Here is a 21,367-nt window from a genome sequence, read left to right on the forward strand (position 1 = left end):
TATTCACCTTACCTGTTTCAGGTACAAAATTTGTAACTTGAATAGTATTTCTATCATTTACTGAAATATCTGAGAAATCCACTTCATAAGTCTTGCCATTATTTTTACAGGCTTCTGTAACATTTATTTCTTTACCATTAATAAAAACTCTTACACTTTCTAATCCGTCACTACATTTTATATATAGTTTACCTTGCCCTTCATATCCTTTGAAAGTGAACATGTTGTTTACTATAAGAGTATCGTCTACATAATTCATGTAGTCTGGAAATGTTATATCTGCTTGTAATCCTGAAATGTTCATATTTTCACCAGTTTCTTTTATAGTTCCATAACTGTTTTCTAATGCATTTATTTTCTTAGTAGGTGTAGATACAATTGATGCCATAAATGTTAGTGCTATAGCCATGCAACATAATCTTTTCTTGGTTTTCAAATTTACCACCTTACCTCTTAAAAATTTTAATAATTTATTACCTTAACTTGTTTTATATAATATAAGTTGCAAAAATACTACTTTCACTTAAATAGTATTAATTTCAAGGTAATTTATTTAAGCATAGAATATTTATTGCAACTTATATTTATATATTAATTATTTTTAAGCATTTTTAACGTCGGATTCCTTAATTACAAAGTAAGTTATAATGAATCCTGCTATATAAGATATAACTAGTCCTATGAAGTAATTTAACATACTTTGTGGTTGCATTATTGGAATAGCTACTAATCCTGATGGCCCCCACGCTGTAGCTAGTACATGTGTTAACATTACATATGCTCCACCAAATCCTGCTCCTAATCCTGCAGTGATAAATGGCTTAAACATAGGAAGTGTAACTCCATATATTAAAGGTTCTCCAACTCCTAAGAATCCTGCTGGAAGTGCACCTGTAATAACTTTTTGTAATCTAGTATTTTTAACTTTTCTTGCTATTAAATATATAGCAATTGCAGCACCAACTTGTCCAGCTCCAGCCATTGCAAGTACTGGGAATAATGAAACTCCACCCATTGCTTCTAGTTGAACTGCATAAATTGGAATTAATCCATGATGTAATCCAAGTAATACCATTGGTAAGAATAATGCTGATAATACAAATCCACTAATTACGCTAACAACTGGATTTGAAGAATTAATAATTACACTTAATGCAGAAACTAGTCCATCTGATAAGAAACCTGCTAAAGGCATTATTGCAAACACAAAAACTAGTCCTGTTATAAGTAATGTTAATAGTGGAGTTAAAATTAAATCTAAAACATCTGGTATTCTCTTTCTAATTGCCTTTTCTACTTTAGCAAGGATATATACACCAAAAATAACACCTATAATACCGCCTTTTCCTGTTGTTAAAATAGAATTTAGTGGAACTGCTTCATCGTATAATCCTAACATAGTTGATAATGCTACTATATTTGCACTTATTGAAATAGCTCCGAGCATACCACCTAATGCTTCAGTTGCTCCAAATTGTTTTGCTGAATTAATTCCTGTATAAATTGCAAAGTATGATAAGAATCCACCACCAATTAATGCAAACATTAATTGAGTAGCTTTCCAAAATCCTTCTGCTGGTAAAGTTCCTTGTCCTTGTAATGTAGAAACTAAACTTGCTAATCCGTTAAATATACCTGCAGCAATAATTGCTGGTATTAGAGGAATAAAAATATTAGCAATAGTATTTACTACTTTCTTGAATTTACTTTGTTTTTGATTATCTTTTATTGCTTGTTTATTTTCCTGCCAGTTTTCTGTTACTACTCCATCACTTGGAAGTCCTAATTCCTCTATACAGATATCTGTAACTTTTTTTGCTTTACCTGGACCTAGTACTACTTGTAGATAATTATTAGCTTCAACTACACCTAATACGCCCTCTGTATTTTTTAATTCTTCCATTTTAACTAAATCAATATTTTTTATTGTAAGTCTAAGTCTAGTCATGCAATTTGCAGCCTTTACAACATTGTCTTTTCCACCAACTAAATTAACAATTACCTTAGCTAATTCTAAGTTTGTCATATAATCTCCCTCTTTCTTTTAATTAATTTTCTAGAGCATATCGTACATGCCCATTAACCATATTTAGCCTTTTTTCAGCTTCGTCATAATTACATTTAAGAAGTATCATTATAATAGCAGTTTTAACTTTACCTTTCGCATCCTTTAAGGCTCTTCTTGCTGTATCTCTATCTGCTGCAGTTGCTTCAATAATTATATTTTCTGATCTTGTTACTAACTTTTCATTAGTTTGCATAACATCTACCATAAGATTCTCATAAGTTTTTCCTATACCTACCATACTTCCAGTAGATATCATATTCAATACCATCTTTTGTGCTGTTCCAGCTTTCAATCTTGTTGATCCTGTAAGTACTTCTGGGCCTACAACAAGCTCTATAGCTACATCTGAATACTTTGCCATTTCGGAGTTCTTATTACAAACAACAACCGCTGTTTTGCAACCAATTTCTCTAGCATATTTTAGTCCATGAATTGCATAAGGAGTTCTACCACTAGCTGCTAGTCCAATTACTATATCTTTGTTAGTTAAATTTAATTCTTTTAATTCATCAACACCTAAAGTTTTACTATCTTCTGCACCTTCAACAGCTTTTATAAATGCTGATTGACCTCCTGCTATTAATCCAACTACTAAATCACTAGATACTCCAAATGTAGGGGGACACTCAACTGCATCTAACAATCCAAGTCTCCCACTTGTACCTGCGCCCATATAAATTATTCTTCCACCTCCCTCCAAAGTTTCAGTACACATATCTATAACCTCTGCAATTTTAGGCAAAGCATCTCTAACTGATTTTATTACTTTCTCGTCCTCTTTATTCATTATTGTTGCAATTTCTATTGAAGTCATTCTATCTAAATTAATAGTATCTCTATTTCTGGTTTCCGTAGTTAATTTGGTTAAATCTACCATAACAGGCCTCCTAATATAATTTTATCAAGTTAACGTTTACTTTAAGTTTAAATTTGGTTTTTGTATATGGGTTCTATTAAATTGCTTCACATTTGAGTCATAATGCTTATTTACAAAAGCTGTATATAATATATCTATTATATTTAGCTGAGCTATTCTTGAAGATATTGCCCCTTCTCTAAAAACAAGTTCTGTAGGTGCTACTAATAGCTTATAGTCTGCTATATTTGAAATCGGTGATTCCTCAAGCCTCGTAATAGCAATAATAGGGGCTCCTATTTCTTTGACTATATTAGCACATTTAATCATTTCTTCTGTAAAACCAGAATAACTAATAATAATAGCTACATCATTTTTATCCATATTCTTAGCTTCTAATAGCTGAGCATGAAAATCATCATTTAAGTGGCAGCTCTTGTTTATTCTTAAAAATTTTAAATAAGCATCTTTAGCAACTAATAGTGATGCTCCTACTCCAAATAAACAAATGTTTCTAGAACTATCTAAAATATCCACACAATCTTTTAATACATTTATATCAATTAACTTTTGACTTTTTTCTAAAGAGGTAATACTCTTCAAAGTAACTTTCTCAACAATCTTTTCTAAACTATCTTCCTTATCAATGTTTTTTACTTTCTCTTCATCAGCTGATCTTATAATTGCTAGTTCATACAATAATGCATGTATTAACTCTTTATATCCATTAAAGCCAACTTTTTTACAAAGGCGAATTATAGTAGACGGAGAAGCAAAAGTATTTTCAGATAACCTATATATATTACTTTCTACTGCTGAATCCGGACTTCGCAGTATATATTCGATTATCGTCCTTTCAGTTTCACTAGCTTTATCGATATAATCTCGTAATTTAACAATTACACTTTTCATAAGATACCTCCATCTATGTTTTAATTTTACAACTTATATTTTTTCTTTTCAACATTTTACCATACCTTCGGAATTTTGTTTCATCTTTTGGTAAATTTTATTACCTTCATATATGTTTTATGAATTATAATGAAAATTATATACTTTTAATTCTATTATATTACTTAAATAAATTAATTAACTATTTAATTTTAAATTATTTAAATTATTAATTTGAATAATTCATAGATAAAATATTAACAATTTAATTTTATATTTCTTTGTATTTCAACATATTTTAAGAAATTATGGATGTATATTCATAATTTTTATTACTTGGTAATTAATTTCTTACATTTTTGTTTAAAATAAATCTATTTTGAGTTATAATATTATTAACAAGAACAAATATGTAAATCATATGTTTTTGATACATTTTAGCTTTACAGCTTAATTGTAATAAAATTTAAAGTTATGGAGGTTTATACCATGTTAGTTTCAGCAAAAGAAATGTTAAACAAGGCTAAAGCGGGAAAATATGCTGTAGGACAATTCAATATTAATAATTTAGAATGGACTAAAGCTGTTTTACTAACTGCTCAAGAAAATAATTCACCTGTTATATTAGGAGTTTCAGAAGGTGCTGCTAAATACATGTGTGGTTATAAAACTATAGTTGGAATGGTAAATGGCATAATGGAAGAGTTAAAAATTACTGTTCCTGTTGCATTACATCTAGATCACGGTAGCTATGAAGGAGCTTTAAAGGCTATGGAAGCTGGCTTCTCTTCAATTATGTTTGATGGATCTCACTATCCAATAGACGAAAATATAGCTAAAACAACAGAAATGGTTAAATTAACTTCTGAAAAAGGTCTTTCTTTAGAAGCAGAAGTTGGTTCAATTGGTGGAGAAGAAGATGGAGTTGTAGGTGCTGGTGAAATAGCTGATGCTAATGAGTGCAAAGCTATAGCAGACCTAGGCGTTACTATGTTAGCTGCTGGTATCGGTAATATCCACGGAAAATATCCTGCTAACTGGAAGGGATTAAGCTTTGAAGCTCTAGAAGCTATAAGCAATCTTACTGGTGATATGCCTTTAGTATTACACGGTGGTACTGGAATTCCAGAAGATATGATACAAAGAGCTATTTCTTTAGGTGTTTCTAAGATAAATGTTAATACTGAGTGTCAATTAGCATTTGCTGAAGGTACTAGAAAGTATATTGAAGCTGGAAAAGACTTAGAAGGAAAAGGCTTTGATCCAAGAAAGTTATTAGCTCCAGGATTTGAAGCTATAAAAGCTACAGTTAAAGAAAAAATGGAACTATTCGGTTCAGTAAATAAAGCATAATTTTACTAATATAAAGGTAGAAAGATTTTCTTTCTACCTTTTATTTTATATCTTTTAATTACATCTAAAAATTTTAACCTAGTCTAAATTTTAAGGTAGATTTATTTAAATTTATTTTATTCAAACACCTACCCTAAGGTTACATCTAATACCATCATAACTATGAAGCCTAAAATTAATCCTAAAGTTGTTAATTTTTTGTTTTCCATAGACGCTTCTGGCAATAATTCGGCCCCTACTACTGCAATCATTGCTCCTGCTGAAAAAGATAATAAAAATGGTAAAATACTTCTTACAGATAAAGCTGCTATTACTCCAATTACACCTGCCATAGGTTCCACTAATCCTGATGCTTGTCCATAAAGAAAGCTTCTCCACCTAGATATTCCTTCCCTTCTTAATGGTAATGATACTGCCGCTCCCTCTGGGAAATTTTGAAGTCCTATTCCTAATGCTAATGTAATTGCTGCAATTAAACTTGTCCCAGGTATTCCTGCTGCAACTCCTCCAAATGCAACTCCAACCGCAAGCCCTTCTGGTATATTATGAAGTGTTACTGCTAGAACTAGTAATATACTTTTTTTATATTTAGTTGTTTTAGGTAACTTTTCTTCATTCTTATCTGTAATTACCCCATAAGAATAAGTATCCATTAATTTATCTGCAAAAATTAAAAATAATCCTCCTAAAAAAAATCCTGCTGCCGGAATAATAACTCCACTATAACCGAGTTCATTGCAAAGTTCTATAGCTGGATTTAATAGAGACCAGAAACTTGCTGCAACCATTACTCCAGCACCAAATCCTAGCATTGTATTTAAAATTTTTTTATCAACATTCTTAAAGAAAAATACTAGTGCCGCACCTAATGCAGTAATAAACCAAGTGAATAGAGTTGCAAGAAGTCCTTGAATTATAGGATTAAGTTCACTAAACCAATACATTTTAAATCCTCCTTAGTAATTAAATTTCCTAATTATAATCTACTAAGAAGAATGAGTTTTGGTTACAAATAAATACATTTTTTTACATTACTTTTTTATAATTTATTTGTTTATAATTTAGTTTGTCTTTTTTATAAACCTTTTCTATTCTCTAACTTCAATCCTTTTTCTTCTAATATTTCATAGATAGTTTTTGAAGTAGTATCCTTTATTGTATATCCTATTAAGCTTAATATTTCTTCTAATTCATTTTCAGAGCCTGTTTCAATTTCTATATATGGAAATGGACAAAACTCCTTATCATTTATATCAATTTCAATCAAAGAATTTTTTAATTTATAGCTTTCTCTATATTTTTTTATAGATTGCTTAAGTTTTAGTCCTAAAGAGGTAAAAATCTTACTTGCAGCTTCTTTATCTTCAACAATAGTTTCATTTTCTTCCATAACTTTAAATGTTTCTTGACTCAACATCTTTTTGGTAGTCATATAAACAATTTCTTTATTGTCTATTCTATTATCAGTTATTCTTATTCTTGCATATCCCTTAGAAGTTAATAATCTATTGTCATCAAAATCATAAATATTATTTATTTGATATTCTTCCTTTACTTTTTCAGCTCCCAATTCCTTAAGCCTTTTCCTAATAAAATCTACATCTATATCAATTATTCTAGTTTCTAACTCTTTCATATTTATTCTCCATTTCTATTTTTACATTATTATATCATATAAAAATTATGCACATCAATTAATAGATCCTTAAGATAAGACTATATGTACACATTGTTGCATTATGTTTATTAACAAGAAAATTTTAGTATTTTTTAATAATTTTGCTATTAAGGTATAAAAAAATATGTATCTTATACGAGATTATAAGTAAATTGAGAAATAATTTATTTCAATTATCAATTATTTTGTGAGGTTATATTTTATGAGTAATAATAAAAAACTTATACCTGTAAGAGATTTAAAAATAGGTATGATTACTGCTAACGAAGTTGTTTATAATGGTATGATCCTAATTGGAGAGGGGATTACTATTAACGCGCAAATGTTAGAGAAATTGAATACATTTTTTCTTTTCGATAGTATTGAAGTATATAGTGATGAAAAGGATAATTCTAATGAAATTTTAGAGTTAAAGGCTGCTGATAAAACTTTAAAGGATATTTCAATTGATGTTAAACTTATATTTGATAATGCTAAAACCCTTGAAAGCTCAAATACTAATGAAATAAATGAATATGCAAAAAAGTTATTAAATGAACTTAATCTAAATAAATATATTTTAAAAATATAGTTTTAAATGGTAGTGGTTCAGATTGTATCTATAGGCATTCTGTTAACGTAGCTTCATTAAGTTATTTAATTGGAAAATGGCATGGGTTTGATAGTAATAAACTTCATAATCTTGTTTATGCCTCTTTATTGCATGACTTTGGTAAAACAAAAATAGATAAAAATTTAATAGATAAAAATCGTATATTTTCTGAGGAAGAATTTGAAATAATAAAAACCCATCCAGTAATAGCATATGATGAAATAAAAAAAGTGCCCTTTATAAATAAATCAGTACTTTATGCAGTTTTAATGCATCATGAAAGATGTGATGGAAGTGGATATCCTCTTGGCCTTAAATCAAATCAAATTCATGAGTTTGCAAAAATTGTAGCTATTGCAGATGTATTTGATGCAACCAATTCTAATAGAGCTTATAGAGATAAGAAACAACCTCTTGAAATTCTTAAGATTATAAAAGAAGATAGCTTAAGTAAATTGGATTATACATTGTGTTCTAAATTCTTAAATGGAATGTCAAATTTCTATATTGGACAAACAGTCCTGTTAAATAACAATAAGAAATGTAAAGTAATACAAATGGATTTAAATAATATCTCTTCACCTCTTGTTTTGTGTGATGATGAGTTTATAGATTTAAGTAAATCCAACGATTTATATGTCACAGAAATACTATAATTAGATTTAATTTGCGAATATAAAGGCTACGATAAATAGATATGTTTCATAAGCTAAATAGCTACGCAAAGAAGTACTAGGCTCGGAGAACTACTACGCCAAGAGTTTTGGTTAAACTCGCTACGCTCAGACAAACCAACAACACTAAGGCATAGTAGTTCTTCCTTCACCAAGTACTTCTAGTTTCTCACTATATGCTTATTTCACATATTCTATTTACCTTCGCCAACTTATATTAAGAATTTAAATTAATAATGAATTAAGTTATTGGTAAAAAATAATTGGTGAGGTAAATTAAAAACTTAGTTAAGTGGAGCAGACTATAATTGAGCTTGTTCCCTGTTACCTAAAAAAACAACTGTGCACTGTGCCTTGTGAACTGTTAACTGAAAAATGTTTCGCAATTTATTACAATTTTTCTCTTCTATTGCTTGATTTTATAAATATTTTTTTAATTCATTATCATCATTTTTAATTAATGCAGATTTTATATTATTCATCTCTATAAGAAACTTATCTATTGATTCTATTAAATTATCCTTATTACCAATAAATAATTCACTCCATAGCTCTTCATTTATATTAGCAATTCTAGTTAAATCTCTATAACTGTCTCCAATAAAACTTCCAGTATCTCGTCCTTCTTCATCGCTATTAATTAATGCAACAGCTATTGCATGCGGAAGTTGACTTGTAAAGCCTATCATCTTATCATGGAAAAATGGATCTATCCTTTTAATTTTTCTAAATCCCATTTCATATATAATCTTTTCTAAAACTTTTATATTACTTTCTATATTTCTATCAGTTACAGTAATTAGATAGTTGGCTCCCTTAAAAACTTCCTTTGAAGCATAATCAATACCTCTTTTTTCTCTTCCTGCCATAGGATGACCAAATATAAAATCTACTTCTTTCGGTAGTATTTTTAATATATCTTCGATAAAAGGTTTCTTTATACCTGTAGCATCTGTAATTATTGTTCCAGCTCTTAATAACCTTTTATTTTCTTCTATAAAACTCTTTATGAGCATTGGATATATAGAAAGAATTATTAAATCATATTTTTCTACAATTTCACTACCATCTACATAACCTTCTTTTATTATTTCTAATTCTTTAGCTTTTTTTAAAGTTTCTAAATTGTTATCAATTCCATAAACATCTTCATACCCTGCTGCTTTAAGTGCCATTGCATAACTCCCTCCAATAACACCAAGCCCTACTATTAATATTCTCATAAAAACCCCCAATTTATCAATGGACAATGGACAATGGACAATTGATAATTTATTCCTCAATTATTTATTATACATTGTCAATTATCCATTATTTATATTGCATTATCTATTTAAATCATAAATTATTTTATTTTCTTGCCTTCCATTTCGGCCAATACTTTAACTTTATTCATCATATTTTTAAATGATTCTGGTTTAATTGACTGTTGACCATCACTTAATGCGCATTGTGGATTGTTGTGCACTTCTATAATAAGTCCATCTGCTCCTGCACTTACAGCTGCTTTTGCCAGCGGCTCTACTAAATACCAATATCCAGCAGCATGACTTGGATCTACAATTACCGGTAAATGTGATTTTCTCTTTATAACTGGAATTGCGCTTAAATCTAGTGTATTCCTTGTATAAGTTTCAAAAGTCCTTATGCCTCTTTCACAAAGAATTACATTTTCATTTCCTTCAGCCATTATATATTCAGCTGACATCAACCATTCTTCTATCGTTGCAGAAAGCCCTCTCTTCAATAAAATCGGTTTATTAGTTCTTCCTAGTTGTTTTAATAAATCAAAGTTTTGCATATTTCTTGCACCAACTTGGATTACATCTACATCTCTAACAAATATATCTATATAATCAGTTGACATTATTTCCGTTACTATAGGTAACCCTGTAGCTTTTCTAGCTTTCTTTAATAATTCTAAGCCTTCCATTTCTAACCCTTGAAAGCTATACGGTGAAGTCCTTGGTTTAAAGGCCCCTCCCCTTAAAAAAGTTGCCCCAGATTCTTTTACACTTTTAGCTATTTCTATTATTTGTTCTTCACTTTCAACAGAACAAGGACCTGCAATAACAGCTAAATTATTTCCTCCGATTAAACTACCCTTTACATCAATTATTGTGTCTTCTGGCTTAAATAATCTATTAGCCTTTTTGTAAGGTTCTTCTACCTTAAGAACTTTGTCTACTCCAGAAAATCTAAGAAGCTTATCTGAATCTATAGATCGGGTTTCTCCAACTACACCTATAATACAAAAAGTTTCTCCTTGAGACAAATGGATTCCTAATCCTCTACTTTCTAATTCTCTCTTAACCTTCAATACTTCATCATCACTACAATTTGGATTCATTACAATAATCATTTCTATCCCTCCATACTACTTCAATTGATAATTAATAATTAACAATTGATAATTATTGAAATAATTCAGACAAGCTGAATTATGTAATTTATTTTATAAACTCCTTTAGAGCTTATTTTCTAATTTTTCTATTCCTTTATTTTTCATTCTTTCACGCTTTCATTATCAACTATACATTGTTCTATTGCTTCTATTGCCATTACATACCCAAATTCTTTAAAGCCACAAATTTGCCCTATACATGCAGGGGCTATTACTGACTTATGTCTAAACTCTTCTCTTGCATGTATATTTGATAAATGAACTTCTATAGTAGGTATATTTACTGCTTTTACTGCATCGAATATAGCATAACTATAATGGGTATATGCCCCTGGATTCATTATTATCCCACCATATTTTTCATAATATGCTTTATGAATTCTATTTATTATTTCACCTTCTATATTACTTTGAAATAACTCAATTTCTATATTTCTTTTTTTTCCTTCTTCTTTAATATATCCACAAATATATTCAAAGTCTTTAGTTCCATAAATTCCTTTTTCTCTTACTCCTAGCATATTTATATTAGGACCATTTATAACTAATATTTTCATAAAACATCCACCTTCGTAATATTTTGCGAAGCAAAATTTTTAGTATACTGTTCACAAAACACAGTTCACAATTGTTCTCATTTTGTAGGTATAGAATTATATATTTAATCATTATTTTATTTTCAAAAAATCACTATATATTTTCAATTCCCTGACACTGTTACTTTATCCAAAAGACTGTGAATTGTGTACTGTGAACTATATAAATTGTGTAATTTCATTTATAATATTTTCTATTGTTTTATCGTTAACTAGTTTAATATCGCAATATTTATTATATAAATTATATCTTTCTATATATAGATTGTAAAGTTTCTTTACCCCTTCTTTTAACAAAGGTCTTGAAGATATATCTAAATCACTAGCTATATTTTCTACTGATCTATCTATAAATATTATGATAGTCTTTTCTTTAAAAAAGTTTATATTTTCTTCTCTCTTAATTATTCCACCACCACTTGATATTACTACCTTTTTCTTATTACTTAATTCTTTGCAAGCTTTTGTTTCATAATCTCTAAAGTAATCTTCATTTATTTCAAACAATTCTTTTATTGTTTTATTAGAAATTTTCTCTATGTACTCGTCCATATCATAGAAATCATAATTTATTTTTCTTGAAAGTTCTTTACCTATAGTACTTTTTCCACAGCCTGGCATTCCAATAAGTAAAATTATATCTTTATTCATATTAAATTCACCTATATTCTAATTTAATTTCAACTTTATATTTTCATAAATTTCTTTTATTATCTCTTCTTCTATTTCAACTTTATTCCATATTTCTTGAGCCTTAACAGCCTGACCAATAAGCATATATAATCCACCAATACTTTTTTTCCCTAGTAATTTTCCTGTATTTAAAAACATAGTATCCAGAGGATTATATATTAAATCCATTACTATATTAAAATTTTGTATTATATCTTCTGAAACTGGTGTTTTACCTACATTAGGATACATTCCAACAGGTGTTGAATTTATAATAATATCTCCTTTAACTTCTTTTAAATCTTCATAGCTTATTACATGAACATTTTCTAAATTAAATTCATTTCTATTTGGATTTCTGCTTACTATATACACACTTTTTATATTATTGTCTAATAAATAATATAATACACCTTTGCAGGCTCCTCCATTTCCTAGAATAACTGCTTTTTTATCTTTCACTTCTATATTATTAATTTTTATCATATATCCAAAACCATAATAATCAGTATTATATCCATACAAAACTTCATTTTCTAATAAAACTGTATTTATTGCCCCTATTCTTTTTGCCTCTTCTGATATAATATCAATATGTTTTATTATATCTTCCTTATACGGTATTGTTACATTTGTTCCTTTTATCTTTAGTAACTTTACTGCCCTTGTAAAGTCTTCAAGATTATTTTTATTAACTTCAAATAATTTATAAGCTCCTTCTTTGTTTATTAATTTCAATATCTCACTGTGAATTAACGGAGATAAACTATGAGAAAGTTTTTCACCCAATAATCCATAAAACTCCATAACTCTGCCCCTTATTTTATATTTATTTTAAAAATATTATAACATAGTGATTAATTATTTGCTTATAAAAATAGGTAGTGAAACGGATGCTTAAACCTTTTCACTACCTATTTTTATAATTTATTGTAGATATGATTTCTTTACAAATTTAAAATCTTTATCTAATTTAAAACCTTGTCTGTTATAAAATTCAATTTCTTCTTTATGATAATCTTTATTAATAGAAACAATATAATTTACTCTATTATCCTTAGCATTTTTTTCTACTTCTAACATTAACTGATGACCAACTCCAAGTCCTCTATATTTTTCATCAACAATTATATCTTTAATATTTATTGTTTTATTGTTATTACTATCCTCATTAAAATTACTATTAATATATCCTATAACATCATCATTTAATTGAGCAACTATCATTAAAGATTTATTATCCTCTGATATGGATTTTATGTTTGAATAATTAAGCTTAGAATTAAGCTTATAAATATCCTCATAATCCTTTAAATTAACCTCTCTAACATCAAAACCCACCATAAAAAATCCTCCAATCTTTTTTTGTAAACGTTTATAATAATAGTAATTTTTAAAGCAAATTTTATATCTGCTTTTCTTATACAAGTTTTATTTTCTGAAAATTCAAAATATTATTTATATTTTAATTATACATCCAAATCTCTTTTATTTCCACTACTTTTTATATTTTATGTTATTAATATTAATAAACAAAAAAGATTACTGAATATACAGTAATCCACTATATTTATAGAAATGTTAAGATTAACAGCTTCCTTTGTAACTCCCTATAATTTTGAAATATCCACTATTTTTTTCTATAAGTTCTAATGCATTTTTTACCTTGCTGTCTTGTAAACTTCCTTCAAAGTCTACATATAATAAATACTTCCAAGATTCATGTTTATTTGGTCTTGATTCTATTTTAATCATATTTATGTTATTTTCTGCAAAGTATCTTAAAAGACTATAAAGAATCCCTGCTTTATTTTCTAAAGAAAATACTACACTAATTTTATTACATTCAGTGTTATATTCTAACTGCTTTCCTATAATTATAAATTTTGTATAATTATCTTTTTATCATTTATATTCTCTTTCAATATCTCTAGTCCATAAATTTCAGCTGCTTTCTTGCTAGCTATAGCAGCTTTTCTACTATCTTTTAGATCTGAAATTAATTTTGCACTTATAGCTGTATTATGATATGGAATAATCTTTATATTTTGATAGTTTTTTAAAAATTTTTTACTTTGTTCAAATCCTTGTGGATGAGAGTATATTTCTTGTATTTCATCTATTTTTGTTCCCTTAATTCCAATTAAATTTTGATCTATTTTAATACATTCCTCACCTATAATATAAAAACCATATTTAACTAAAAGATCATAAATTTCAGCAATTGCCCCTGTGTATGAATTTTCTATAGGTAATATAGCTTTATTTATTTCATTTTTTTCTAGTGCATTAAAAACATCTTCAAAGGTTTCATAATTCCTTGTGTTATTATAACTTTCAAAATATTTTAAAAGAGCTTCTTCACTAAAAGATCCCTTAACCCCTTGATAACCTACTATTACCCCCTTATTTTCTTTCATAATATTATTACTAGTTGCTGAATCTTCATTAGCTATATTTTTTTGCAAGGATCTACTTAATTCCATAATATTTTCAAAAAATCTTCTTGTAATATCACTGTAATTACTATTATTAAGATTTCTTACATTTTTTTCTATAACTTCTTCTTCTCTTTTTCCATTAAAAATTGGCAAGTTATTTTTTCTTTTATATTTTCCAACCTTAATAGCAATATTCATCCTTTTCTCAAATAATTCTATTAACTCTTTATCTATAGAATCTATTTGTTTTCTATACTCATCTAACTCACTCAATTAATATCTCCCCTTTATCAAATCAAGTATTCCTATAGCTGTTACAGCTTCAATAACAGGTAATGCTCTTTGGACTATACATGGATCGTGTCTTCCTTCAACTCTAAATTTAACATTTTCTTTGTTTTTTATATCTATTGTATTTTGTTCCTTGGCAATAGATGCTGTAGGTTTTATAGCAACTTTAAATAATATTGGCATTCCATTTGTAATACCGCCCAATACTCCGCCATTATTATTAGTTTTTGTTTTTACTTTATCTTTATCATAGTAATATTCATCATTACATTCTGAACCAAACATATTAGTCATCTGAAATCCCCTACCAAATTCTATACCTTTTACAGCTGGTACTGAGAATATTAAATGAGCTAATGTAGATTCTACTGAATCAAAAAATGGATTTCCAACTCCAGGATTTATACCAATTACAGCACACTCTATACTACCTCCAACTGAATCCCCGTTATATTTAGTTTGTAATATAGTATGCTTTATATTTTCTTCTAAGGATGTATTTATTAATGGTAACTCCATATTTCTTAAGTTTTCTAATATTTCCTTTGATATATCAATATTATTAAACTCTTTATCAGTTATATTTTTTATGGAAGATATATGTGCTCCTATTAATATCCCCCTTTTTTCCAGTATCTGTTTACATATCGCTCCTGCAAATACTAGAGGAGCCGTTATTCTTCCTGAGAAGTGTCCTCCACCTCTATAATCATTAAAACCATCATACCTAGCATAACCTGTAAAATCTGCATGCCCTGGTCTCATATAATCTTTAGTCTTAGTATAATCCTTAGATCTAGTATCTCCATTTTTTATTATTGCACAAAGAGGAGTTCCAGTAGTTTTCCCCTCAAAATATCCACTTAATATTTCTGGGAAGTCACTTTCCTTCCTTGCAGTTGACATTGAGTTTTTTCCTGGAGCCCTTCTATCCATTTCAAAAAGCACTTTATCCATATCTATTTCAAATCCAGATGGTAATCCATCTATGTTTATTCCTATTGCATTTCCATGAGATTCTCCGAATATAGAAATTTTTATATTACTCCCCCATACCCCACTCATCAATATTTCCTCCTAGCATTTTAAAATCTTCAAAAAATCTTGGATAAGATTTAGCTACACAATCATAATCAACTAATACTATAGGCTCTTTACATATAGTTGATGCTATTGCTAAAGTCATTGCTATTCTATGATCCTTCCAACTCCATACTTCTAAACCACCTTTTAGCTCATCTACTCCCTCAATTATAAGTCCATCTTCTTTTTCTTCTATCTTAGCACCTATTTTATTAAGTTCATTAGTTATAGCTCTTAACCTATCACATTCCTTTATTCTAAGTCTTCCTGCATTAATAATTTCTGTTTTCCCTTTAGATACAGCCGCTACCAATGTTACTACTGGAATTATATCTGGGCATTGTGATGCATCGATAATTGTAGAAGTCAATTCATCTTCTACTCTGCATTTTATACTATCTTTATAAGTATAAAATTTAGCTCCCATCCTTCCTAGTATATCTATTACTTCTTTATCTCCTTGAAGAGAATTTATATTTAAATCCTTAATATCAATATCACAACCTAATGCATTTGCTGCAAAATAGAAAGCTGCTTGTGAGTAGTCTCCTTCCACTCTATAATCTCTTGATACATATTTTTGATTTCCTTTAATTATAAATTCCTTATAGCAGTTATTTTTAATTTCTACTCCAAAGCTTCTCATACAGGATAACGTTAAATCTATATATGATTTTGATTCTATCTCTGTACTAATGGTTATTTTAGAGTCTCCATCTAATAATGGAAGCGTAAATAATAATCCTGTTATAAATTGTGAACTTATATTCCCTGGCAGAGAAAATTCCCCTGGTTTTAATTTTCCTTTTACCATCATATTTAATTGATTTTCAACATGATTATACTTTATTCCCTGCTCCTTAAATATATCAAAATATGTTTCCAAAGGCCTTTTTCCTAAATTTCCTCTTCCTATAAACTTTGTTATGCCTTCAAATAATAAAGAAATTGGTACCATAAATCTTAATGTTGAACCTGATTCATTGCAGTCTATAACCCTAACTAAATTTGTTACAATATCTTCTCTATATATTCCTTTAACAACTACCTTATCTTCGTTCTTATCAATGATAGCCCCTAATTGTCTCATTGCATCTATAGTTGCATTAATATCATCTGAATAATCTATATTTTCGATTGTAGAAACTCCAGTTGCAAGAGCTGCACAAATAATAGCTCTATGAGAAATACTCTTTGAAGGAGGAACCATTACATTTCCTTTTAATTTAGACTTTGTTAGTTTTAATACTTTCATAAAACACCACCCTTTGGTTTAATTAACAATTTACAATTATTATTAATCGTTAACTGCAAAATATCTTGCTCGTTGTTTTGTATATGAAGCTTTCTCCTATTTCTTTTAAAAAATTAAATTTATATTATTTTCTAAGTTTTTCTTATCTAGTTTCATTGTTTCAGTTAGTTCATTAATATCTATTGTTAGTTCATATGGTAGTTGATATTTAATTAGTATATCTTTAATTACCTCTTTTGTACCTATCTTTGTTATCCCTAATTCTTCACTTAATTTAGTTATCTCATACATGCCAATAGCAACAGCTTCTCCATGGGTATATTTAGTATAATTGAAATATTGTTCAATTGCATGGCCTATTGTGTGACCAAAATTTAAAAGCATTCGTTGTCCCATATCTTTTTCATCTTTTTCCACAATTTCTTTTTTAATTTTGCAACAATTGTGAATAATGTATTCTATATTGTTCATAACTTCCTTTTTATTACTATAATTTATAAGATTACCCAAAAACTCTTTATCCCTTATACAACCATATTTAATTACTTCTGCCATTCCATCATTAAATACTCTATCACTTAGAGTGTTTAGAACTTCTGGATCTATAACAACTTTCTTTGGGTGATAAAAACTACCTACTAGATTTTTGCCTTTATCTAGGTCTACTCCAACCTTTCCCCCAACACTACTATCTACTTGTGCTAATAAAGTAGTTGGACATTGTACAAATGCTACTCCCCTCAAATAAGTAGAAGCAACAAATCCTCCTAAATCTCCAATAACTCCTCCACCTAAAGTTATTATTAAATCACTTCTAGTAAACTTGAAATTTAAAAGTTCATCATAAACTAAAGGTAAAGTACTAAAGTTCTTAGTTTCCTCACCAGGTTTAAGTACCAACTTTTTCACATCATATCCACTATTAATTAAATTATTTAATACTAAATTACCATAAAATTTATCGACATTTTTATCAGTTATAATAAAAATCTTTTTACCCTTAAAAAGATTTTTTATCTCATGTACTAATGTATTTATTATTCCCTTTTGTATAACAATATCATAACTACTATGAATTAAATCTATTGATAAATTCATTAAAACACCACCTTGTTTAAAATGGGAAAAGTGAAAAAGTTATGGTAATAATTCAACTAGGCTGAATTAAAAAACTAAACAATAGAAGTCCTTATTACTTAATCTTTCATTAATGCTTTAATTCTTCTTTCATCTTTAACTTTTCACTCTTTCACTTTTAACTATCCTATATTTCTCTTCCAACTGCCGCTGCAATTGGTTTTAATTCTTTCATTAACGTTTCATAATCTTCTGGCTTTATTGATTGTGGTCCATCACATAGTGCTTTTTCTGGGTTGTTGTGAACTTCTATTATAAGCCCATCTGCTCCTACTGCAATTGCTGCCTTTGCTAATGGCGCTATCATAAATCTTTTTCCTGTTGCATGGCTTGGATCTACTATGATTGGAAGATGACTTATCTTTTTTATTGCTGGGATTGCACTTAAATCCAAAGTATTCCTTGTATAAGTCTCAAATGTTCTTATTCCTCTTTCACAAAGAATAATATTTTCATTACCGCCAGCCATTATATACTCAGCACTCATTAAAAATTCTTCTATTGTTGCTGATAACCCTCTTTTTAATAGTATTGGTTTATTTGTTTTTCCTAATTCTTTTAGCAAATCAAAATTCTGCATGTTTCTTGCCCCTACCTGAATTACATCCACATCTCTTTGGAATATCTCAACATCATATGGAGACATTATTTCAGTTACTATCGGTAATCCTGTTGTCTCTCTTGCTATTTTTAATAACTCCAATCCATCATATTCCAACCCTTGGAAACTGTATGGTGAGGTCCTAGGTTTAAATGCACCACCTCTTAAGAAATTCGCCCCTAATTTCTTAACTTCCTTTGCTATAAACTTTATTTGTTCTTCGCTTTCTACTGAGCAAGGTCCTGCTATCATAGCTATTTTATTTCCACCTATTTCATTTCCATTAATATTAACTATTGTATTATATGGATGAAACAACCTATTAGCTTTTTTAAATGGTTCTTGAACATACATAACCTTTTCTACATTGTCATTTGCTTCAATTTTTAATGGATCTATCTTACTTGTATCTCCCACAAGCCCTAGAATTATTAATTCTGCTCCTATAACAGGACTAACCTTAACCCCTTCTCTTTCAATTTCTTCAGTAAGTTTTCTTATTTCCTCTTCTTTTGTTCTTGGTTTTAAAATTATTATCATAAAATATGCCCCCTTGTTGTAATTGATAATTTATATTGCTGACTTTTATTATCAGCTTTTTAAGATTTTTATATTAAAAAAAGGGCCTCTAATGAGCCCTCTTAAATAATCAAAATATTTTCATATAAAAATATATAGTTTATATTATAAAACTCATTTGAAAAGAATTATTTATTTTTTTGTAAAACAAATAGCCAGCGCTAAATAAAAAGCCCCAGAATATAAAGTAAAAAAAGCTATTAAATTTTACCGATTTCTTTATAATTCCTTTCATATTTTCCTCCAAATAAACTAAAAATTCTTTACCTAATTATACCAAAGGACATCATTTTGTCAACACTTCTTCTTATTATTTTATTATAATATTGGAGCAATAAGCATTATTAATGCTTCCTTTATTCTCATTACCCTTCCTCTGTTGTTGTATTCATCCATTGTAACAATATTACAATCTCTTATATCATTATAAAAAATCTCTTCTTGCTGCTTTGAAAAATTATCATCAAATATAAAAGCATTTATTTCAAAATTTAGTTGAAAACTTCTTATGTCTAAGTTGGCAGTTCCAATACTGCATGCTTTACCATCTGATACAATTGTTTTTGAATGAATAAAGCCTTTTTGATATCTATATATTTTTACCCCACATTCCATAAGTTCTCCTATGTTTGCACTCAATATCCATTCCATAAAAAAATGATCCGGTTTTCCTGGAACCATTATTCTTACGTCAACGCCTGATAATGCTGCTATTTTTAGTGCTTCTCTAGTAGATTCATCTGGAACTAAATATGGAGTCTGAATATATACATTTTTTTTAGCGTTGTTTATTATTTTTATATATGCATTCCTTATATATTCTTCTTTATGATCTGGGCCTGAAGATACTATCTGCATTCCTACATTTCCTTGAGCTTCTTGTTTATAGAAATACTCATCATATTCTTTAAGTTCTCCTTCTGATGCATAATCCCAATCTAGTATAAATCTCTTATTTAACTCATTTACAGCTTCCCCTTGTATTCTTATATGGGTATCTCTCCAAAAATCAAATTGTTTACCTTTGTTTATGTATTCATCACCAACATTAAATCCACCAACATATCCTATATTTCCATCTATGACCACTATTTTTCTATGATTTCTATAATTTATTCGAAGATTTATGTACGGTAATATTCCTGGAAAAAATAATTGAAACTTTATTCCAAGACCTCTTATATATTTAATATATTTTCCCCTTAGATTTTTGATCCCATTCCATCTACTAATAACCTTACCTCTACTCCTTCATTAACTTTCTTTTTTAATTCATCTATAATTTTATTACCTAATCCATCTAATCTAAATATATAATATTCAATATGTATGAATTTAGTTGCTAATCTTATATCCCTTATTAAATCATTAAATTTTTCCTCTCCTATTATGTAACTTTTAACACTATTTCCTGTTGTATATAGAGATTTAGAATGATTATAATTCATTTTTATAATATCTATATATTCTTCTGCAATTCTTCTTGCTTTCTTCTCTTCATCAAAACTTTTTAATAACTTATTTGACTTTTCCTCATCTATAAATTTCTTTTCTCTAAATATCTTTTGCCTATTTAAATTTTGACCAAGAATCAAATACAGTATAAATCCAAATCCTGGAAGTACTAACAAAATAATTAACCACGCCCATGTGGTAGTAGGCTCTTTTCTTTCTATAAATATAAGGGAAATCGCTGATACAATATTAATAATATATGCTACTATTAATAAAATATATGTACTCATTTATATCACCCCCATGAACACATCTTAATTTATAATTCAGCAGAAGTTTATTCCTCAATTATTCATTACTCATTTCTATTATCTATTACTCATTATAATTATATCCATTTTCTATAAGTAATCAAAGTTTCTTATAAGAAAATATATATTTTCTTATAAGAAAAGAAGCTGTAATTAGATTAACTTTTCCTTAATCTAATTCAGCTTCTTTTCATAATTCATGAAGGGTTTTAGTTTTGACCAAAATATCTATCTAATAATCCCTTAAATGCTTGTCCGTGTCTAGCTTCATCTTTACACATTTCATGAACTGTATCATGAATTGCATCTAAGTTTAATTGTTTTGCTAATGTTGCTAAGTCTTTCTTTCCTTGGCATGCTCCATGTTCTGCATCTACTCTAGCTTGTAAGTTTGCTCTTGTATCTGCTACTACTACTTCTCCTATAAGTT

General features: G+C 28.3%; 18 protein-coding genes and 4 pseudogenes. 3 read left to right on the forward strand and 19 right to left on the reverse strand.

Features of this window, described 5'->3' with window-relative positions:
* The 4 genes from A500_RS02335 to A500_RS02350 form a co-directional block, all read right to left on the reverse strand.
* The coding region (locus A500_RS02335) for a hypothetical protein (RefSeq protein ID WP_016205981.1) at positions 1–436 on the reverse strand (436 nt) is incomplete at its 3' end.
* A gap of 165 nt (positions 437–601) precedes the next feature.
* Positions 602–2,026, reverse strand: coding sequence for a PTS transporter subunit EIIC (locus A500_RS02340; RefSeq protein ID WP_016205982.1), 1,425 nt, complete (start codon positions 2,024–2,026; stop codon positions 602–604).
* Positions 2,027–2,048: 22 nt separating this feature from the next.
* Complete coding sequence (gene murQ / locus A500_RS02345; protein ID WP_016205983.1) at positions 2,049–2,945, reverse strand: N-acetylmuramic acid 6-phosphate etherase; 897 nt, start codon at positions 2,943–2,945, stop codon at positions 2,049–2,051.
* Positions 2,946–2,981: 36 nt separating this feature from the next.
* On the reverse strand, positions 2,982–3,836 hold the full coding sequence (locus A500_RS02350; protein WP_016205984.1) for a MurR/RpiR family transcriptional regulator: 855 nt from the start codon (positions 3,834–3,836) through the stop codon (positions 2,982–2,984).
* Between the two features lie 468 nt (positions 3,837–4,304).
* Between A500_RS02350 and fba the strand changes: the two genes are divergently transcribed.
* A complete protein-coding gene (gene fba / locus A500_RS02355) occupies positions 4,305–5,168 on the forward strand; it encodes a class II fructose-1,6-bisphosphate aldolase (protein ID WP_016205985.1) in 864 nt (287 codons plus the stop codon).
* Between the two features lie 128 nt (positions 5,169–5,296).
* Here the strand turns inward: fba and A500_RS02360 are convergent, their stop codons facing one another.
* Together A500_RS02360 and A500_RS02365 are read right to left on the reverse strand one after the other, a co-directional pair.
* Complete coding sequence (locus tag A500_RS02360; protein ID WP_016205986.1) at positions 5,297–6,112, reverse strand: ZIP family metal transporter; 816 nt, start codon at positions 6,110–6,112, stop codon at positions 5,297–5,299.
* Between the two features lie 131 nt (positions 6,113–6,243).
* Complete coding sequence (locus A500_RS02365; protein ID WP_016205987.1) at positions 6,244–6,804, reverse strand: class IV adenylate cyclase; 561 nt, start codon at positions 6,802–6,804, stop codon at positions 6,244–6,246.
* 244 nt (positions 6,805–7,048) lie between these two features.
* On the opposite strand from A500_RS02365, the gene A500_RS02370 reads away from it, so the two are divergent.
* Positions 7,049–7,417, forward strand: a complete 369-nt coding sequence (locus A500_RS02370; protein WP_016205988.1) for a hypothetical protein — start codon at positions 7,049–7,051, stop codon at positions 7,415–7,417.
* A 68-nt stretch (positions 7,418–7,485) separates the two neighbouring features.
* Complete coding sequence (locus A500_RS02375; RefSeq protein ID WP_242835022.1) at positions 7,486–8,094, forward strand: HD-GYP domain-containing protein; 609 nt, start codon at positions 7,486–7,488, stop codon at positions 8,092–8,094.
* Between the two features lie 408 nt (positions 8,095–8,502).
* On the opposite strand, the pseudogene A500_RS02380 reads toward A500_RS02375, so the two are convergent.
* The 13 genes and pseudogenes from A500_RS02380 to A500_RS02440 form a co-directional block, all read right to left on the reverse strand.
* A pseudogene (locus tag A500_RS02380) lies at positions 8,503–9,335 on the reverse strand (prephenate dehydrogenase).
* A 122-nt stretch (positions 9,336–9,457) separates the two neighbouring features.
* Positions 9,458–10,474, reverse strand: coding sequence for a 3-deoxy-7-phosphoheptulonate synthase (gene aroF / locus A500_RS02385; RefSeq protein ID WP_016205991.1), 1,017 nt, complete (start codon positions 10,472–10,474; stop codon positions 9,458–9,460).
* Positions 10,475–10,617: 143 nt separating this feature from the next.
* The gene (gene aroQ / locus A500_RS02390; RefSeq protein ID WP_016205992.1) at positions 10,618–11,073 is read right to left on the reverse strand and encodes a type II 3-dehydroquinate dehydratase; all 456 of its coding nucleotides are present in this window, start codon (positions 11,071–11,073) and stop codon (positions 10,618–10,620) included.
* 198 nt (positions 11,074–11,271) lie between these two features.
* Positions 11,272–11,763, reverse strand: a complete 492-nt coding sequence (locus A500_RS02395) for a shikimate kinase (RefSeq protein WP_016205993.1) — start codon at positions 11,761–11,763, stop codon at positions 11,272–11,274.
* An 18-nt stretch (positions 11,764–11,781) separates the two neighbouring features.
* Positions 11,782–12,591 (reverse strand): shikimate dehydrogenase, encoded by an 810-nt coding sequence (aroE, locus tag A500_RS02400; RefSeq protein WP_016205994.1) that lies wholly within the window; start codon positions 12,589–12,591, stop codon positions 11,782–11,784.
* 120 nt (positions 12,592–12,711) lie between these two features.
* The gene (locus A500_RS02405; RefSeq protein ID WP_016205995.1) at positions 12,712–13,128 is read right to left on the reverse strand and encodes a GNAT family N-acetyltransferase; all 417 of its coding nucleotides are present in this window, start codon (positions 13,126–13,128) and stop codon (positions 12,712–12,714) included.
* A 243-nt stretch (positions 13,129–13,371) separates the two neighbouring features.
* Positions 13,372–14,498 (reverse strand): annotated as a pseudogene (gene pheA, locus A500_RS02410) (prephenate dehydratase).
* Positions 14,499–15,581, reverse strand: coding sequence for a chorismate synthase (gene aroC / locus A500_RS02415; RefSeq protein WP_016205996.1), 1,083 nt, complete (start codon positions 15,579–15,581; stop codon positions 14,499–14,501).
* Entirely contained in the window at positions 15,559–16,854 is a 1,296-nt protein-coding gene (gene aroA, locus A500_RS02420) for a 3-phosphoshikimate 1-carboxyvinyltransferase (protein WP_016205997.1), read from the reverse strand. The genes aroC and aroA overlap by 23 nt, the downstream gene beginning before the upstream one ends.
* A 49-nt stretch (positions 16,855–16,903) precedes the next feature.
* Positions 16,904–17,952: pseudogene (gene aroB / locus A500_RS02425) on the reverse strand (3-dehydroquinate synthase).
* Positions 17,953–18,118: 166 nt separating this feature from the next.
* Positions 18,119–19,132, reverse strand: a complete 1,014-nt coding sequence (gene aroF, locus A500_RS02430) for a 3-deoxy-7-phosphoheptulonate synthase (RefSeq protein WP_016205999.1) — start codon at positions 19,130–19,132, stop codon at positions 18,119–18,121.
* 357 nt (positions 19,133–19,489) lie between these two features.
* Positions 19,490–20,916, reverse strand: a pseudogene (gene cls, locus A500_RS02435) (cardiolipin synthase).
* 230 nt (positions 20,917–21,146) lie between these two features.
* The coding region (locus A500_RS02440; RefSeq protein ID WP_016206000.1) for a ferritin family protein at positions 21,147–21,367 on the reverse strand (221 nt) is incomplete at its 5' end.

Origin of the sequence: Clostridium sartagoforme AAU1 (genome assembly GCF_000401215.1) — a bacterium.
Taxonomy (GTDB): domain Bacteria; phylum Bacillota; class Clostridia; order Clostridiales; family Clostridiaceae; genus Clostridium; species Clostridium sartagoforme.

Bases quoted from the DNA above. Each gene is read 5' to 3' on its own strand.
- A500_RS02340 (WP_016205982.1), bottom strand. From the start codon at position 2,026: ATGACAAACTTAGAATTAGCTAAGGTAATTGTTAATTTAGTTGGTGGA.
- aroF (WP_016205999.1), bottom strand. From the start codon at position 19,132: ATGATAATAATTTTAAAACCAAGAACAAAAGAAGAGGAAATAAGAAAA.
- A500_RS02360 (WP_016205986.1), bottom strand. From the start codon at position 6,112: ATGTATTGGTTTAGTGAACTTAATCCTATAATTCAAGGACTTCTTGCA.
- A500_RS02405 (WP_016205995.1), bottom strand. From the start codon at position 13,128: ATGGTGGGTTTTGATGTTAGAGAGGTTAATTTAAAGGATTATGAGGAT.
- A500_RS02365 (WP_016205987.1), bottom strand. From the start codon at position 6,804: ATGAAAGAGTTAGAAACTAGAATAATTGATATAGATGTAGATTTTATT.
- aroC (WP_016205996.1), bottom strand. From the start codon at position 15,581: ATGAGTGGGGTATGGGGGAGTAATATAAAAATTTCTATATTCGGAGAA.
- aroE (WP_016205994.1), bottom strand. From the start codon at position 12,591: ATGGAGTTTTATGGATTATTGGGTGAAAAACTTTCTCATAGTTTATCT.
- aroA (WP_016205997.1), bottom strand. From the start codon at position 16,854: ATGAAAGTATTAAAACTAACAAAGTCTAAATTAAAAGGAAATGTAATG.
- A500_RS02370 (WP_016205988.1), top strand. From the start codon at position 7,049: ATGAGTAATAATAAAAAACTTATACCTGTAAGAGATTTAAAAATAGGT.
- aroQ (WP_016205992.1), bottom strand. From the start codon at position 11,073: ATGAAAATATTAGTTATAAATGGTCCTAATATAAATATGCTAGGAGTA.
- aroF (WP_016205991.1), bottom strand. From the start codon at position 10,474: ATGATTATTGTAATGAATCCAAATTGTAGTGATGATGAAGTATTGAAG.
- A500_RS02350 (WP_016205984.1), bottom strand. From the start codon at position 3,836: ATGAAAAGTGTAATTGTTAAATTACGAGATTATATCGATAAAGCTAGT.
- murQ (WP_016205983.1), bottom strand. From the start codon at position 2,945: ATGGTAGATTTAACCAAATTAACTACGGAAACCAGAAATAGAGATACT.
- fba (WP_016205985.1), top strand. From the start codon at position 4,305: ATGTTAGTTTCAGCAAAAGAAATGTTAAACAAGGCTAAAGCGGGAAAA.
- A500_RS02395 (WP_016205993.1), bottom strand. From the start codon at position 11,763: ATGAATAAAGATATAATTTTACTTATTGGAATGCCAGGCTGTGGAAAA.